Origin of the sequence: Paracoccus everestensis, assembly GCF_021491915.1 — a bacterium.
Lineage (GTDB): Bacteria > Pseudomonadota > Alphaproteobacteria > Rhodobacterales > Rhodobacteraceae > Paracoccus > Paracoccus everestensis.
This window is the reverse complement of the sequence record NZ_CP090836.1, coordinates 134,170-149,690: the sequence shown is the minus strand read 5'-3', so window position 1 is coordinate 149,690 and position 15,521 is coordinate 134,170. Positions and strand designations below refer to the sequence as shown.

At 65.7% G+C, this 15,521-nt stretch carries 14 protein-coding genes; 10 read left to right on the top strand and 4 right to left on the bottom strand.

The window, feature by feature from the left end; genetic code table 11:
• Positions 1-46 precede the first annotated feature (46 nt).
• Positions 47-1,846: a peroxidase family protein gene (locus LZ585_RS00730; protein WP_234854504.1), complete on the top strand. Its 1,800-nt coding sequence runs from the start codon at positions 47-49 to the stop codon at positions 1,844-1,846.
• On the opposite strand, the gene LZ585_RS00725 is transcribed toward LZ585_RS00730, so the two are convergent.
• Positions 1,827-2,747 carry a LysR family transcriptional regulator gene (locus LZ585_RS00725; protein WP_234854503.1) on the bottom strand — a complete coding sequence of 307 codons (921 nt, stop codon included), beginning with the start codon at positions 2,745-2,747 and terminating at the stop codon, positions 1,827-1,829. The two genes, LZ585_RS00730 and LZ585_RS00725, sit on opposite strands and share 20 nt — an antisense overlap.
• 154 nt (positions 2,748-2,901) lie before the next feature.
• Here LZ585_RS00725 and LZ585_RS00720 point away from each other — a divergent pair, with 154 nt between their 5' ends.
• From LZ585_RS00720 to LZ585_RS00690, 7 genes are read left to right on the top strand one after another with little or no spacing between them, the layout of a single operon-like run.
• Positions 2,902-3,684, top strand: a complete 783-nt coding sequence (locus LZ585_RS00720) for an ABC transporter ATP-binding protein (RefSeq protein WP_234854501.1) — start codon at positions 2,902-2,904, stop codon at positions 3,682-3,684.
• Complete coding sequence (locus LZ585_RS00715) at positions 3,674-5,623, top strand: AMP-dependent synthetase/ligase (RefSeq protein WP_234854500.1); 1,950 nt, start codon at positions 3,674-3,676, stop codon at positions 5,621-5,623. Before LZ585_RS00720 ends, LZ585_RS00715 begins: the two co-directional genes overlap by 11 nt.
• On the top strand, positions 5,624-6,502 hold the full coding sequence (locus tag LZ585_RS00710) for a branched-chain amino acid ABC transporter permease (RefSeq protein ID WP_234854499.1): 879 nt from the start codon (positions 5,624-5,626) through the stop codon (positions 6,500-6,502).
• 4 nt (positions 6,503-6,506) lie between these two features.
• On the top strand, positions 6,507-7,580 hold the full coding sequence (locus tag LZ585_RS00705; protein WP_234854498.1) for a branched-chain amino acid ABC transporter permease: 1,074 nt from the start codon (positions 6,507-6,509) through the stop codon (positions 7,578-7,580).
• Between the two features lie 39 nt (positions 7,581-7,619).
• Entirely contained in the window at positions 7,620-8,849 is a 1,230-nt protein-coding gene (locus LZ585_RS00700) for an ABC transporter substrate-binding protein (RefSeq protein WP_234854496.1), read from the top strand.
• Positions 8,850-8,853: 4 nt separating this feature from the next.
• A complete protein-coding gene (locus LZ585_RS00695; protein WP_234854495.1) occupies positions 8,854-9,642 on the top strand; it encodes an ABC transporter ATP-binding protein in 789 nt (262 codons plus the stop codon).
• 9 nt (positions 9,643-9,651) lie between these two features.
• On the top strand, positions 9,652-10,833 hold the full coding sequence (locus LZ585_RS00690; RefSeq protein WP_234854494.1) for a phenylacetate--CoA ligase family protein: 1,182 nt from the start codon (positions 9,652-9,654) through the stop codon (positions 10,831-10,833).
• On the opposite strand, the gene LZ585_RS00685 is transcribed toward LZ585_RS00690, so the two are convergent.
• The 3 genes from LZ585_RS00685 to LZ585_RS00675 all read right to left on the bottom strand — a co-directional run bounded on the left by LZ585_RS00685 (position 10,834) and on the right by LZ585_RS00675 (position 12,888).
• The gene (locus LZ585_RS00685; protein WP_234854492.1) at positions 10,834-11,505 is read right to left on the bottom strand and encodes a Crp/Fnr family transcriptional regulator; all 672 of its coding nucleotides are present in this window, start codon (positions 11,503-11,505) and stop codon (positions 10,834-10,836) included. It abuts the gene before it with no gap.
• A 205-nt stretch (positions 11,506-11,710) separates the two neighbouring features.
• Entirely contained in the window at positions 11,711-12,115 is a 405-nt protein-coding gene (locus LZ585_RS00680) for an MOFRL family protein (protein ID WP_234854491.1), read from the bottom strand.
• Positions 12,112-12,888 (bottom strand): FadR/GntR family transcriptional regulator, encoded by a 777-nt coding sequence (locus LZ585_RS00675; protein WP_234854490.1) that lies wholly within the window; start codon positions 12,886-12,888, stop codon positions 12,112-12,114. The genes LZ585_RS00680 and LZ585_RS00675 overlap by 4 nt, the downstream gene beginning before the upstream one ends.
• Before the next feature lie 99 nt (positions 12,889-12,987).
• Here LZ585_RS00675 and LZ585_RS00670 point away from each other — a divergent pair, with 99 nt between their 5' ends.
• The gene (locus LZ585_RS00670; RefSeq protein WP_234855868.1) at positions 12,988-14,430 is read left to right on the top strand and encodes an FAD-linked oxidase C-terminal domain-containing protein; all 1,443 of its coding nucleotides are present in this window, start codon (positions 12,988-12,990) and stop codon (positions 14,428-14,430) included.
• Positions 14,427-15,521 carry an FAD-binding protein gene (locus LZ585_RS00665; protein WP_234854488.1) on the top strand — a complete coding sequence of 365 codons (1,095 nt, stop codon included), beginning with the start codon at positions 14,427-14,429 and terminating at the stop codon, positions 15,519-15,521. Before LZ585_RS00670 ends, LZ585_RS00665 begins: the two co-directional genes overlap by 4 nt.

Sequence of the window (15,521 nt, the reverse complement as noted above, 5' to 3'; positions counted from 1 at the left end):
TGCAAAGCCTTTGCGCCGGTGTGATCACGATTGCCTGGAGTTCAAGATGCTGTTCTCGCTCAGCCACGGAACGCGGATCGTCCAAGATGCCGCCGTCCCGCAGCCTGCCGCCCTTGAAGCCGACCGTGCCGGCGGCGCGGCGGTCCTGGAAAACCCCGCCGCCCAACTGGAACGCCTGGATGTAAAGCCCTTGTCCGCCGTGGTGGACGGTGCGACCGATCTTGGACCGGAGGCGGGCAGCCTGCGGTCCATGTCCACCGCGCCGGGGGCTTTCCGATATCTGTTCCGCGACGCGCCCGGCCTGCCCGAAAGCCCCGCCACGCTGGCAGCCCTGGACCAGCTTGCCGACAGCATGGCCACCGAGGTCACAGGCCCCGGAGACGCTTCGCTGGCGCCGATCCTGACCTATTTCGGCCAGTTCATCGACCACGACATCACCGCAAACACCGACCGGGAGGTCGCGACCATTTCGGAAATCGCAGGCGACATCGCCCCCATGGACCGTGTCCAGGTCGAGGACAAGTTGGACAACCTGCGCGAAGGGACGCTGGCGCTGGACAGCCTTTACGGCGATTCGCCGGGTCAGGGGGCCTTTGCCACCAAGCTGGCGGGGCTGATGCGCCATCCGACCTTTACCGACAAGATGCGCCTGGGCGTGACCGCCGATTCCGGCGATGGGCGCCCGCCCCTGCCCGCCGATCCTGCCGCCGACCTGCTGCGGCTGGGCTTCCTGATGGACCGGGGCGATATCACGGCGGCGGAACTAAACGCCCTGCCGGCGGATCTGCGCGCCAATTTCGTCGATGCCGACGGGCCGATCCGCACACGCGCCATCATCGGCGACGGGCGGAACGACGAAAACCTGCTGGTGGCTCAGCTGCACGTGGCCTTTCTGCGCCTGCACAACCGGATGGTCGACCTTGGCAACGATTTCGAGGAAGCCCGCCGCCTGACCCGCTTTCATTACCAGTGGCTGGTGCTGAACGCCTTTCTGCCGTCGATCTGCGCGGGTGATGTGGTGGACGAGGTTCTGGCAACCGGCGCCCCGCTTTATGCGGAATTCCTAGCGGACAATCCGCCTGCGGATCCCGCCAAGATGCCGATGCCGCTGGAATTTTCCGTGGCGGGCTTCCGCTTCGGACATTCGATGGTGCGCGGCGGCTATGACCACAACCGCTTCTTCGGGCGGGCCGTGGCGGGGTCGGGGCAAATCGCGCCCTTTGCCAGCTTTGTCCAGTTGTTCCAGTTCACCGGCAGCGGCAAGATGCCCTCGCCCCTGACCGCCGATCCCAAGACGTCCCTGCCCGGCAACTGGGTGATCGAATGGGACCGTTTCGTCCATGCCGAAACGCCGCTGCGCTCGGCCCGCAGGATCGACACGCATCTGGCCCCGCCGCTAGATGACATGATCAACCAGCCCGCCGACCCTGCGGTGATGAAGCGCCTTGCCAGCCGCAACCTGCGGCGCGGATACCGGCTGAACATCCCCTCGGCCCAAGGGGTGATCGAGGCGATCAATGCGACCGGCCTTTACCGCCCGATTCCCGTGCTGACACCGGAACAGGTATCCGAAGGGCGCGATTTCCTGACCGCCCCCGGCCTGGATGCCGCCACGCCCGTGTGGTTCTATGTGCTGCGCGAAGCCGAACAGGTCGGCGGCAACCACCTTGGCGCCCTGGGCAGCCACCTGGTCGCCAACACGCTGATCGGGCTGGTCGTCAACGACGCCGGTTCATACTGGAACGCCAAGATCGGCGGGCACCGCTGGTCGCCGCATCTGTTCCAGCCCTCGCAGCCCATCGACAGCCTCAAGGCGATGCTGCGGTTTACCGGGCTTCTGGCCTGATATCCACGGTGTCCTGGCCGAACTGATCGGCCAGGGCCTGCACCATCCGCCTGCCCAGGGGGCCGGGCCTGCGATGCGCGGGCCAGGCCACGACAACGGTGCGGACAGGGTGGAACTGCATATCCTCGCAGGTCAGGGCCACGACCTCGCCCCGGGCGATTTCGGCCTCGAAGGTGCGGCTGGCGGAAAAGCACCAGCCAAGGCCCGCCGTGACCATCGACTTGATGGATTCCACGTCGTTCACCGTCCAGACATCCGTCGAAAACAGCCGCCCCACCCTTTCCATGTCGATCTGCGGGGATCCGACATAGTATATCTGCCGTTCCCGGTCGAAGGCGCGCATGGCTAGGGGCTGCGGCAATCCCGCCAGCCGATGTCCCGCCGCGCAGACCGGACCCAGGGTTTCGGTTCCCAGGTGGCGGGCGGCGATGTCGGACGGGATCGCGGCGGCCAGCGTCAGGGCGAAATCGACATTGCCGTCCCGCAGGTCGTCCCACAGCGTCGCCAGCGACGAATTGAAGAACTGGAACTGGGCATGGGGATGATGCGTCGCAAAGGCGCGCAGCGCGTCGTTCAGGTCCGCGCGGGGAAACAGCACATCGACCAAGACCCGCAGACGCGTTTCCTCGCCCTTTTCCAGCGACTCGGCGTGGGTGGTGAAACTGCGGGCGCGGTCCACGACGCTGCGCGCTTCGGCCAGCAGCACGCGGCCGCGTTCCGTCAGCTCGGCCCGGTTGGTGCCGCGCCCCAGCAGCGGAAAGCCGCATTGTTGTTCCAGTTGCGCCAGAGAATAGCTGACCGAGGAGATCGGCCGCCGCAATTCCCTGGCTGCTGCGGTCAGGCTGCCATGGTCGGCGATGGCGCAAAAGGCCCGCAGGTGATCGACCAGATTCGGATGCACTTCAAGAATCCCGAAACAGTTTTGCCATTCTTTTCGGTTTACCCAAAAACCAAACCGATGATAGCCTTTCCTGATCCAAGACCGGAGGAGGAACCGGTCTGCAGGACTGTTTGGGAGGACAGGCTATGCGCGGACTGAACGGACGCCCGCCCGCATGAGCGGCGATCACACCCTTGTCTGCGACAACATCGTCCGCCGGTTCGGCGGGGTGGTCGCGCTGAAGAATGTCTCGGTCGCCGTGAACCGGGGCGAGATCTTCGGGCTGGTCGGCCCCAATGGGTCCGGCAAGACCACGCTGGTCAATGCCATCACCGGCTTCTATCCGCCGCAGGAAGGCCGCATCACGCTGGACGGCCAGCAGATCAACGGGCTGAAGCCGTTCCGCATCGCGTCCATGGGCGTGGCGCGCACCTTCCAGAACGTCGCGCTGTTCCACGGGATGTCGGTCCTGGACAACATCCTGATGGGCCGGCACATCTTCATGAAGCCCAATCCGCTGGCCTCGTTCTTCTATCCCTGGTGGGCGCGCAAGGAGGAAGTCGCCCACCGCCGCCATGTCGAGGAGGTGATCGACCTTCTGCAACTGGCGCCCGCGCGCGACGAACACGTCGATGTCATCCCTTTGGGCCTGCAAAAGCGGGTGGAACTGGCCCGGGCGCTGTGCGCCGAACCCAAGCTGCTGGTCCTGGACGAGCCGATGGCGGGGATGAACCAGGAAGAAAAGGAATACATGGTCCGCTTCATCCTGGATGCCCAGGAGGCCCTGGGCCTGACCGTGCTGATCATCGAACATCACATGGATGTCGTGACCGCACTTTGCGACCGGGTTCTGGTGCTGAATAACGGCCAGGAAATCGCCCAGGGACCGGCGCGCGAGGCCATTGCCGATCCCCGCGTGGTCGAGGCCTATATCGGAAAGCCCCGCCATGCAGCATGATCCCGTGAACATGGCGCAGGCCCAGGCGCTGCATCCGAACTGGCGGTCTGACGACACGATCCTGGCGCGCCTGGCCCGAAACGCGGCCGAGGTTCCGAGCCAGGTCGCCATGCGCGAACGCGACCACGGCATCTGGCAGGAATATACCTGGGCCGACTATCTGCGCGCCGTGGTGGAATTCGCGGCAGGCCTTGAAGCGCGCGGCGTGAAGCCCGGCGACGTGGTCATGGTGATCGGCGACAACCGGCCCAACCTCTATTTCGCGATGCTGGGTGCGGCCTGCCTGCGGGCGATCCCGTCCCCCGCCTATGCCGATGCGCCGACCGAGGAACTGGCCGCGCAGATGGAGCGCGAGGATATCCGCGTGGCCGTGGCCGAGGACCAGGAGCAGGTGGACAAGATGCTGGAGGCCAGGGGCCGCTGGACGCATCTGGGCCTGATCATCTATGACGATCCGCGCGGGCTGGCGGGGCAGGAACCGGAAGGCGTGGCCGGTTTCGACGCCATCCGGGCCGAGGGTGCCGCGCGTCTGGCTGCCGATCCGAACCTTGCCAAGTCCCTGATCGCGCGTTCCACCATCCACGACATCGTGGTCCTGATGCATTCGTCCGGCACCACCGGCGCGCCCAAGGGCATTCCGTTGAAGCACGGCCATATCCTGTCGGGCGTCCGCAATGCCGCCGCCGCCGGATATTTCGGCGCGGGCGAGGTTCACATGGCGTATCTGCCGATGGCCTGGGTCGGCGATTTCATCTTTTCCATCGGCGCGGCGATGGAGTTGCGCTTTACCGTCAACATCCCCGAAGCGAACGAAACGGCGTTGCACGACCTGCGGGAAATGGCGCCGACGCTGTATTTTGCATCCCCCCGCGCCTGGTCGGCCATGCTGACCCGCGTGCAGGTGGGGATCGCGGAAACCACCGGGATCAAGCGGCGGCTGTATGACTATTTCATGCCCCGCGCGATGGCTGCCGAACGCGCGCGCCTGGACGGCAAGCCTGGGGGCGCCGGCTTGTCGCGTTTCCTGGGCGAATGGCTGATCTATGGCCCGATCCGCGACCAGCTTGGCCTGGGCCGCGTCAAGCGTGCCTATACGGCGGGCGAGGCCATTGGCGAGGATGTGTTCCTGTGGTTCCGCGCCATCGGGTTGAACCTGCGCCAGTTCTATGGCCAGACGGAAAACTGCGCCCTGGCCGTGGCGCAAAAGCCCGAGGACATCTCGCTGACCACGGTCGGCCGCCCCTTCCCGGGCGTGGAAATGAAGATCGACGAGCATGGCGAGATCCTGCTGCGCGGCGACAACATCTTCGACGGCTACTTCCAGAACCCCAAGGCCAGCGCCGAGGCCTTGCAGGACGGCTGGCTGCACACGGGCGACGCGGGCCAGATCGAACCCGACGGGCAGCTGGTCGTCCTGGGCCGCGTGTCCGAGGTGGTCGAGAAACGCGACGGCACCCGCTTCATCGCCACCTATATCGAGAACCGGCTGAAATTTTCCGCCTATATCAAGGACGCCGCGGTCATCGGCCAGGGCCGCGACATGCTGGTGGCGATCGTCTGCATCGACTTTCAGGCGGTGGGCCAATGGGCGCAGGAACATGGCGTGCCTTATACCTCCTATGCCGAACTGTCCCAGCAGCCGCGCATCTATGACCTGATTTCGGGCGAGATCGCGGCGGTGAACGCGCATCTGCCGCATGGGCTGTCCATCGACCGCTTTGTCAACCTGCACAAGGAATTCGACCCCGACGACGGAGAGGTCACGCGGACCCGCAAGCTCAAGCGCAACGTGATCGACGACCGCTATGGCCCGATCATCGAGGCGTTGAACGCGGGCCATGACAAGATCGATTTCAAGGCGCGGATCACCTATGAAAACGGCCAGACCGGATCCTTGGACCGGGAACTGCGGCTGTCCGACGTGAAGGGGGCCGGTTGAATGGCTTATTTCCTGGAACTGCTTATCTCCGGCGCGCTGACCGGGCTGATGTATTCGCTGGTCGCCCTGGGCTTCGTGCTGATCTACAAATCCGCGGGCGTGCCGAACCTGGCGCAGGGCGCCCTGGTGATGACGGCGGGCTATGCGGTCTGGATGGTCATGGCCTGGGGACTGAACGTCTGGATCGCCATTCCCATTGCCGCCGCGATCATGTTCGGCTTCGGCCTTGTGGTCGAACGGCTGCTGCTGCGCCGCATGGTGGGCCAGCCGGTCATCATGGTGGTGATGCTGACGCTGGGCCTTGAAATCCTGCTGCGCGGCATGGTGCCGGGCATCTTGGGATCGGCGCCCAAGCCCATCGACCTGGGCATCGGCTTCGCCCCCATCATCATCGGCGACGTGTTCATCAACCGCACCTCGCTTTACGGCGGCATCATCGCGCTGCTGCTGGTCGGCGCCTCGCTGCTGTTCTTCCGCACCCGGACGGGCACCAAGCTGCGCGCCGTGTCGGACGACCATGTGTCAAGCTGGGCCGTGGGCATTTCCGTGGAGCGCGCCATCGGCATTTCCTGGGGCCTGGCGGGCATCGCCGCCGTGGTCGCGGGCGCGCTGTGGGGATCGTCGCAGGGGGTGGACTGGACGCTGTCCACGCTGCTGTTCCCGGCTGTGGCCGTCGTGATCCTGGGCGGCGTGGATTCGGTTCCGGGCGTCGTCGTGGGCGGCATCCTGGTGGGCGTGCTGGGCACGGTGATCCCCGGCTATCTGGACAGCATCGCGGGCGGATCGACGCGCGATGTCGTCACCTCGCTGATCATCCTGCTGACCATCATGGTCCGCCCCTTCGGCATATTCGGCCGCGAAGACATCGAGAGGATCTAAGGCCATGTTCTATCGCCTCTCGGGGACGTATCACACCAGCTACGAGGCCGACCGCAAACTGTGGAAGATCCCCACGGACCGCTGGTTGGTGATCGGGCTTCTGGTGCTGGCGCTGCTGGCGCCGCTTTATGTCTCGCCCTTGTATCTGGGCAGCTATGTGCTGCCTTGGGTGATCTGGTCGGCCGCCGCGCTGTCGCTGACGCTGCTAATGGGTCTGGCGGGGCAGTTGCATTTCGGCTTTGCCGCCGTGATGGCGATCGGCGCCTATGCATCCATCCACCTGGTCCGCGCGGGCATCCCCTTCGAACTGGCGTTGCTGCTGTCCGGGCTGATCTCGGCGGTGATCGGCGCGATCTTCGGGGGGGCCGCGCTGCGGGTGAAGGGGCTTTACCTGGTCATGGCAACGCTGGCGATGCAGTATCTGGTCGATTGGGTCGTGGTGAACGTGCCTGCCATTTCAGGCGGTGCCCACGCCACGCTGCGCACGCCTGCGGTCAGCTTCCTGTTCTTCCCCATAGAAAGCCTCGCCTCGCGCTACTGGCTGGCGCTTGGCTGGGCGGTGCTGCTGACGGTGTTCTTCATGAACGTCAAGCGGACCTCGTTCGGGCGCGCCCTTGTGGCGATCCGCGACAAGGATTTCGCCGCCGCCGTGATCGGGGTCGATCCGTTCAGGACCAAGCTGATGGCTTTCTTCACGTCCTCGTTCATGGGCGGGGTGACGGGCGCGATCCTAGCCTTCTGCTTTTATCGCGCGGTGACGCCGGAACAGTTCGGCTTCAACGTCTCGATCCAGCTTGTCGCCATGGTGCTGGTGGGCGGCCTGGGGTCGGTGATCGGTTCCTGGCTCGGCGCGGGCTTCGTGCTGCTGGCGCCGATCTTCCTGACGAATATCATATCCGGTCTTGCCGCGAATGGCTGGGTGCCGGTCAGCCAGAACTTCCTGTCGCACCTGCCCCTGATGATCTACGGCGCCATGATCATCGGCTTTTTGCTGCTGGAGCCGCTGGGCCTGGCCAAGATCTATGACAACATCCGCAAGTATTTCCTGGTCTGGCCTTTCCGCCACGCCAGAAGCTGACCCTTGGGAGGGGGAACGCACAACATGGGAGGAAAACACATGACCTTTCTGCGCAAGCTGGCGCTGACGACGGCCCTTGTGGCCGGGCTATCCGCCCCCGTCGCCGCCGAGGATATCAAGTTCGGCCTGCTTCAGGATTTCACGGCGGTTTATACCTTCGTGACCGGGCAGTATAACCAGGGCCAGCAGGATTACCTGGCCCTCGTGAATGCCGAAGGCACCCTGGGCGACGGCGATACCGTCACCGCCATCGTGCGCGACACCGGCAACCAGCCACAGCGGGGGATCGAGGCCTATAACCGCGCCAAGGAGGAAGGTGCGGTTCTCTTCGATTTCCTGTCGACGCCGGTTTCCGCCGCGATCCTGGATCAGGCAAGCGCGGACAAGAACGTGGTCATCACCCCCGCCCATGGGCGCGGCGACGCATCCGACGGCACGGTCTTCCCCTATGTCTTCCCGATGTTTGCCACCTATTGGGCACAGGCTGCCGCCCTGATCGAACACATGAAGGAAACCGGTGGCCTTGAAGGCAAGAAGATCGCCATCGTCCATATCGACAGCCCCTTCGGCCGCGAGCCCGGCCCGATCCTGGAAGCCCTGGCCGAACAGGAGAAGTTCGAATTCCAAGCCTTCCCCTATGCCAGCCCCGGCAACGAACAGTCCGCGGCGTGGTCCGAGGTTCGGCGCTATCGCCCCGATTACGTCCTGATCTGGGGCGCGGGCGGCGGGCAGGCCGTGTCGGTGCGCACCGCCATCCAGAACGGCATCGCGCCCGAACAGATCCATTCGGTGATCTGGCTGGCCGAAACCGATGCGGCCAACGTCGGCCCGCAGATGAAGGGCGTGAAGCGGTTCGAGGCGACGGCCTCGGGCACCGACCATCCGATCATCCAGCGGATCCAGGAAAAGGTCATTGACGCGGGCAAGGGATCGGGCGAAGGCGCCAATGTCGGCACCAGCTATTACAACCTGGGCGTCGCCACCATGGCCGTCGCGGTCGAGGCCGCGCGCCTAGGCCTGGAAGGCGGGCAGCCGCTGACCGGCGAAACGCTGAAGGCGGGCTTCGAGAAGATCGCGGGCTATGACGCCGAAGGGCTGATGCCGCCCGTCACCTATACCGCCGAGGACCACCAGGGCGGCGGCGCGGGTCGGGTATCGGAATGGGACGGCGAGAAATGGGTGCCGGTCAGCGAATGGCACGCGGCCTATCCCGACCTGATCCGCGAGGTGATCGAGAAATCGGCCGCAGACTACAAGGCGGGGCACTGACGCCATGCCCGCGCTGATCCTAGAAAACATCGAGGTGATCTATGACAAGGTCTTCCTTGCCATCAAGGGTGTCTCGCTTGAGGTTGGCGAGGGCGAGATGGTCGCCCTTCTGGGATCGAACGGCGCGGGCAAATCGACGACGCTGAAATCCATCTCGGGGCTGCTTGGCCCCGAGCGCGGGCTGGTCACCCGGGGCGAAATCCGCTGGGGCGATCGGTCCATTCTGAACATGGGCGCGCCCGAACGCGTGGCGGGCGGGCTGGTTCATGTTCTGGAAGGCCGGCGCATCTTCGGCCACCTGACCCCGGACGAAAACCTGGTTGCCGCCTATCGCGGGCGCAGCATGGCGCGCTTCAACGAGCTTCGCGAACAGGTCTATGCTTATTTCCCGCGCCTCAAGGAACGCATCAAGTCCAAGGCAGGCTATCTGTCGGGCGGCGAACAGCAGATGCTGGCCATCGGCCGGGCGCTGATGACCGAACCCAAGCTGATCATGCTGGACGAGCCGTCCCTGGGCTTGTCGCCGCTGCTGGTGCAGGAAATCTTCGGCATCATCGGCACGATCAACGCCGAACAGGGCATGTCTGTGCTGCTGGTCGAACAGAACGCCGCGGCGACGCTGGACATCGTCAGCCGCGCCTATCTGATCGAACAAGGGCAGGTCGTCATGTCGGGCGCGGCCGAGGTTCTGAAATCGAACCCCGACGTGCAGGATTTTTATCTGGGCGGGGCGGAACATACCGATTACCGCAACGTCAAACACTATCGCCGGCGCAAGCGCTGGCTGGCTTGAGGGCATCCCATGACCGCCGATCCTGACCACGCCCGCGACACGCGCGGGCAGGACACGCTTGACCGCCTGAACGCGCAACTGGCGCGGATGCGTGCGACGCAATCCCATTGGGCCGACCTGCCCGATGCGCCCTTGGAGAGCCTGACCGATCTGGCGCGCCTGCCGGTGCTGCGCAAGTCGGACCTGCTGGACTTGCAGGCCAAGGGGGCGCCCTTTGGCGGTCTCAACGGCAACCCCGTCAGCGGACTTCGCCGCCTGTTCGTATCGCCCGGGCCGATCTTCGACCCCGAGGGGCGCGGGCGGGACTGGTGGGGATCGGCTGCCGCCCTGACCGCCGCCGGGGTGCAGGGGGGTGACGTGATCCTCAACACCTTCTCCTATCACCTGACGCCCGCCGCGTTCATCTTCGAGGCAGGGGCCGAAGCCCTGGGCTGCCCCGTCATCCCGGCCGGGCCGGGCAACACCGCCGACCAGATGACGGCCATCGCCCAGTATCGCCCGCGCGTCTATGTGGGCGTTCCGGATTTCCTCAAGATCATCCTGGACAAGGCCGACGAAACCGGCGTGGACCGTTCCTGCCTTCAGGTGGGCATGGTCACGGGGGCGGCCCTGCCCGATTCCTTGCGCGCCGAACTGTCGGGGCGCGGGATGGCGGTCAGCCAGTGCTATGGCACCGCCGACCTGGGCATCGTCGCCTTCGAGGATGGCGGGCCGGGCATGGTGCTGAACGACGGGGTCATCGTGGAAATCGTCCGCCCCGGCACGGGCGATCCGGTGCCGGACGGAGAGGTGGGCGAGATCGTGGTGACGCGCCTGGAGGCCGATTACCCGCTGCTGCGCTTTGCCACGGGCGATATGTCGGCGATCATCGCGGGCGGCACGGGCGCGCGCCGCATCAAGGGCTGGATGGGCCGTGCGGATCAGGCGGCCAAGGTCAAGGGAATGTTCGTGCGCCCCGAACAGATCGCGGCCATCGGGCGGGCCGTTCCGGGCTGCCAACGCCTGCGGCTGGAAATCAGCCGTGCGGGCGAACAGGACCAGATGCATCTGCTGGCCGAGCATTCCGACAGCACCCTGGCCGCAACCCTGGCCGACAAACTGGCCGAGATTACCCGCTTGAAAGGATCAGTCGAGGTGGTGGCCCCCGGCACCCTGCCCAACGATGGCCGCGTCATCGCCGATCTGCGCTGATCATTCGATCACCGGGGCGCCATCGGCCAGCCGGGCGCGGTCCAGCACCCGGACCGCGTTGCGCCCCAGTTCAATAACGCCCTCGTCACGCAATTCGCCCAGCATCTTGTTCACCGTCTGTCGCGAACAGCCGATCACGACGCCCAGTTGCGACTGGCTGATTCGAACGGAGTCCTCGGCTTCGCTGGTCAGGTCGCGCAGGTACAGCCGGATCCGCTGGTCGGCGCTGTAATAATGATCCGCCGTCCTGTTGCGGTTTTCGCGCATCAGCCGGTCATGCAGCAAGGTGCACAGGTTCGGGATCAGGATCTGCGGGGGGACATGGGTGTAAAGCGCCTTGGCAGGGCAGAACAGCACCGTCGCGTCCGTCAGGGTCTGGCAACTGGCCGCGCAAGGGCGGCCCGACAGGGCCTCGACCTCGCCCAGCATCTCGCCCGGGGTGGCGATGTGGACGATCACCTGGTTGCCTGAACTGTCCACATAACAAACCTCGACCCGGCCCGAGGCGATGAAATAGCTGCCCTGCGTCGTCTCGCCCTGGCGCAGGACATAGGTCGAGGGTTTCAGCAGGCGAGAGGTGCAGGCCGAAAGAAGCGCGTGTTTCTGATTGCGCGTCAGCCCTGTCAGGATCGGGGCTTGGAACAGATGGGCAAAATCATCCGGGTCGATCATCGAAATCGGGTCCATCGACAAATGGGCTGACCGCCCGTGAACCACAAAACGATATCAATCAAACAGGAAAATGGCTATCCCGGCCCGCAAGGGCACCGCATCCTGCGATGCGACGGGATAGCCTGAAACTCGCACTCAACCCAGAATTTGCAGCGCACCACGACTGCGCCTTATGACAAATAGACCTTTTGTCCCAGCCAGAGTGTCAACCAGCCGACATTCCGCCTAACAAATCGCAATCCAAAGGAAAATCGGTGCCGGATTGGCGCCGGGAAATCAGGATTGCCCTGAAATTGTTGACTTTTGTCAGGACTGGGTCGGTTACAACCTGCAGATTCAGCGGGGCCAAAAAGCCGTGGGCATCGTTGTCGTCCAGGGCTTGTTCTGCTCGTCCGGCCGGGATGCCCGACAGGATTCCGGGACAGATCACTGCCCCCGCCATCTCGGCCGCGCCATCGACGCCGTCCGTGTCGCAGGCAAGGGCATGTGCCCCTGGCGGGCCGTCCAGGCTCAGGCAGTATCGGGCGTTCGGCCCGCCGATTCCCGGCCGCCGGGTTACGGTCAGTTCGCCATCCGACAGCATCCGCATGGGATCGGCTGCAGGATTCATCGCCGCTGGCCCAGGCCGCCGCTTGAGTGACGGCGGCGGGCGGTTTCCCCATGGGCCTGTGCCTGGGCGATGTCGCGGGCAGCCTGGCGGACATAGGCCAGATGGGCATGGGCTGCAGCCCCCGCGCCCTGGGAATCGCCATCCAGGATCGCGGCCGCGATGGCACGATGCTGGCTTCGCAGATGGTCGCGGACCTGCGGCAGGGTGAACATCCGCCCCCGGTTAGCCGCCACGTTGCTGCGCAGGCTGCCGGACAAGGCCCGCATGATCTGAAGCAGGACCAGGTTGTGGCTCGCCTCATAGATCGCCTGGTGCAGGGCGGCATCGGCCTCGGCCTCGTTTTCCGGGATGGCTGCGGCATGGGCGGCCTCGATCGCGTCCAGGGCGGCGGTGATGCGATCACGGTCCAGGGGGGTGGCGCGGGCGGCGGCCAGCCCTGCCGCGTGGCTTTCCACCACCTCGCGGAAATCCAGGTAATCATCCTCGACCTCGGGGTGGTCGGCCAGAAGCGCGACCAGCGGATCGGTGATGGCGACCCGGCCCAGGGCCGCGACCCGCAATCCGCGTCCCCTTTCCCCCACCAGCAGCCCGCGATCCTGCAACAGCTTCAAGCCGTCGCGCAGCGTGGGCCGCGACACATTCAGCCGCAGCGCCAGATCGCGTTCGGGCAACAACGCCTCGTCCGGGGTCAGGGATCCTTCCAGGATCAGCGTCTCGATATGGCGGGCCACGGCCTCGGCCGCGCGTTGGGGGCGGATGGTCAGTTCGGTCATGGTGCGGACCCTTGTTGTCGCGCCCATTCCATCGCAATTGACAGGCTTGGTCAAATTATTTTACCACAGCATGGGGAACAGAAAGGCAAAGCCATGTCCATCGCCATGCCAGCGCCCGATCAGCGCATCATTGCCCGTGGCCCGCAGATCGTGGCAGCGTTGCGCGCGGTGTTGCCGGCCGATGCGGTGATCGACGATCCCCAGGAAACCCGCGCCTATGAATGCGACGCGCTGACCGCCTATCGCTGCCCGCCGCTGGCCGTGGTCCTGCCCCGCACGACGGCCGAGGTCGCGGCGGTGATGGGTGTCTGCGGCGGCATGGGCGTGCCGGTGGTGCCGCGCGGTGCCGGGACATCGCTGGCGGGGGGCGCGCTGCCCACGGCCGATTGCGTGATCCTGGGCACCATGCGCCTGCGCGAGGTGCTGGAGATCGACACCGACAACCGATATGTCCGGGTACAGACGGGCGTGACCAACCTGTCGGTCAGCGCCGAACTGGAACCCCTGGGCTTCTTTTATGCGCCCGACCCCTCGTCGCAGCTTGCCTGCACCATCGCCGGCAACATTGCCATGAACTCGGGCGGGGCGCATTGCCTGAAATACGGGGTGACAACCAACAACCTGCTGGGCGCGACCGTTGTGCTGACGACCGGAGAGGTCGTGGAACTGGGCGGGCCAGAGATGGGACCGGCGGGCTTGGATCTGCTGGGTATCCTTTGCGGATCCGAAGGCCAGCTTGGCGTCGTTACCGAGGCCACCTTGCGCATCCTGCCCCGCCCCGAAGGCGCGCGGCCGGTGCTGATCGGGTTTGGTTCCCCCGAGGTTGCGGGCGAATGTGTGGCCAACATCATCCGGTCGGGCGTGCTGCCGGTCGCCATCGAATACATGGACGAACCCTGCCTGCGCGCGGTCGAGGCATTCGCCAAGGCCGGATACCCCGACTGTCCCGCTGTCCTGATCGTCGAGGTCGAGGGATCGCGCGCCGAGATCGACGACCAGATCGCCCGCATCCGCGCCATCGCGGACGCGCTGAACCCGGTCGAGTTCCGCGAAAGCCGCAACGCGGACGAGGCGCTGGCGATCTGGAAGGGCCGCAAGTCGGCCTTTGGCGCCATGGGGCGCTTGGGCGATTACATCTGCCTCGACGGTACGGTGCCGGTGGGCCAACTGCCCTATACATTGCGCCGGATCGGGGAACTGTCGCGCCAACACGGGCTGGAGGTCGCCAATGTCTTTCACGCGGGCGATGGCAATATGCACCCGCTGATCCTGTTCGACGCCAACACCCCCGGCGATCTGGCCCGGGCCGAGGCCTTTGGCGCCGACATCCTGCGCCTGTGCGTTCAGGTGGGCGGCTGCCTGACCGGCGAACATGGCGTGGGCGTGGAAAAGCGCGACCTGATGGGCGATCAATATGCGCCCGATGACCTGACGATCCAGATGCAGGTCAAGGACGTGTTCGATCCCGACTGGCTGCTGAACCCGGCCAAGGTCTTTCCGCTGGACGCAAGCGCCACCCACCGGGCGAGGGCTGCGGAATGAGCATTGCCCTGGATCTTGCCCCCACCACCGAGGCCGAAGTTTCGGAGATCTTGGCCGACAGCCATGCCCGCCGCACCCCCCTGCGCATCGCGGGTGGCGGCACGCGGGTCGAAAACCCCGGTCCCGGCGAACCCTTGTCCTTGGCGCGCCTGTCCGGCGTCGTGACCTATTCCCCCGCCGAAATGACCCTGATCGCCCGTCCCGGCACCCCCCTGCCCGAGGTCCGGGCCATGCTGGCTGCCGAAGGACAGGCGCTGGCCTTTGATCCGCCCGATCCGGGCCGCATCCTGGGCCGGAACGGCACGCCCACCCTGGGCGGAATGGTCGCCGCCAATGCCAGCGGCCCGCGCCGGTTGCTGGCCGGGGCCTGCCGCGACCACCTTCTTGGGGTGCGTTTTGTCGATGGGCGCGGCCGCTTTCTGAAAAACGGCGGGCGGGTGATGAAGAACGTCACCGGCCTGGATCTGTCCAAGCTGCTGGCCGGATCGCATGGCACGCTGGCCGTCCTGACCGAGGTCGTGCTGAAGACCCTGCCCCTGCTGCCTGCACGCACCACGCTGGCCTTTCCCGGCGTGACCGAAACCACCGCCCTGCGCATCTTCACGACGGCGCTGTCCACCCCGTTCGAGGTTTCCGGCGCCGTTCATGTCGGCGGCACGGCCTTTTTGCGCCTCGAAGGATTAGAAGGCCAGCTGGCCTATCGCCGGGACCGGCTGCTGGCGCTGCTGGCGGAACACCGCCCCGAGGTGGTGGACGACGCGCCCTGGGACGACATCCGCGACGCGGCGCATTTCGCGACCGGCGGGCCATTGTGGCGGATCCTGTGCAAGCCCACCGATGCGCCCGGCATCTGCACCGGGCTGCGGGCAATTGGGGGCGACTGCTCGTTGGACTGGGGGGGCGGGCTGATCTGGTATCGCGGTCCCGGCAATCCGCGCGGCCTTGCGCCCCATGCCACCCTGATCCGCCGCGCAGGCGTCCAAGGCCCGGCCTTTCCACCTTTGCCAGCCGCGGTTGCGCGCCTGCAAGACGGGCTGCGGCGGACCTTTGATCCGGCGGGCATCCTCAACCCTGGCCTGATGGACGCGTGA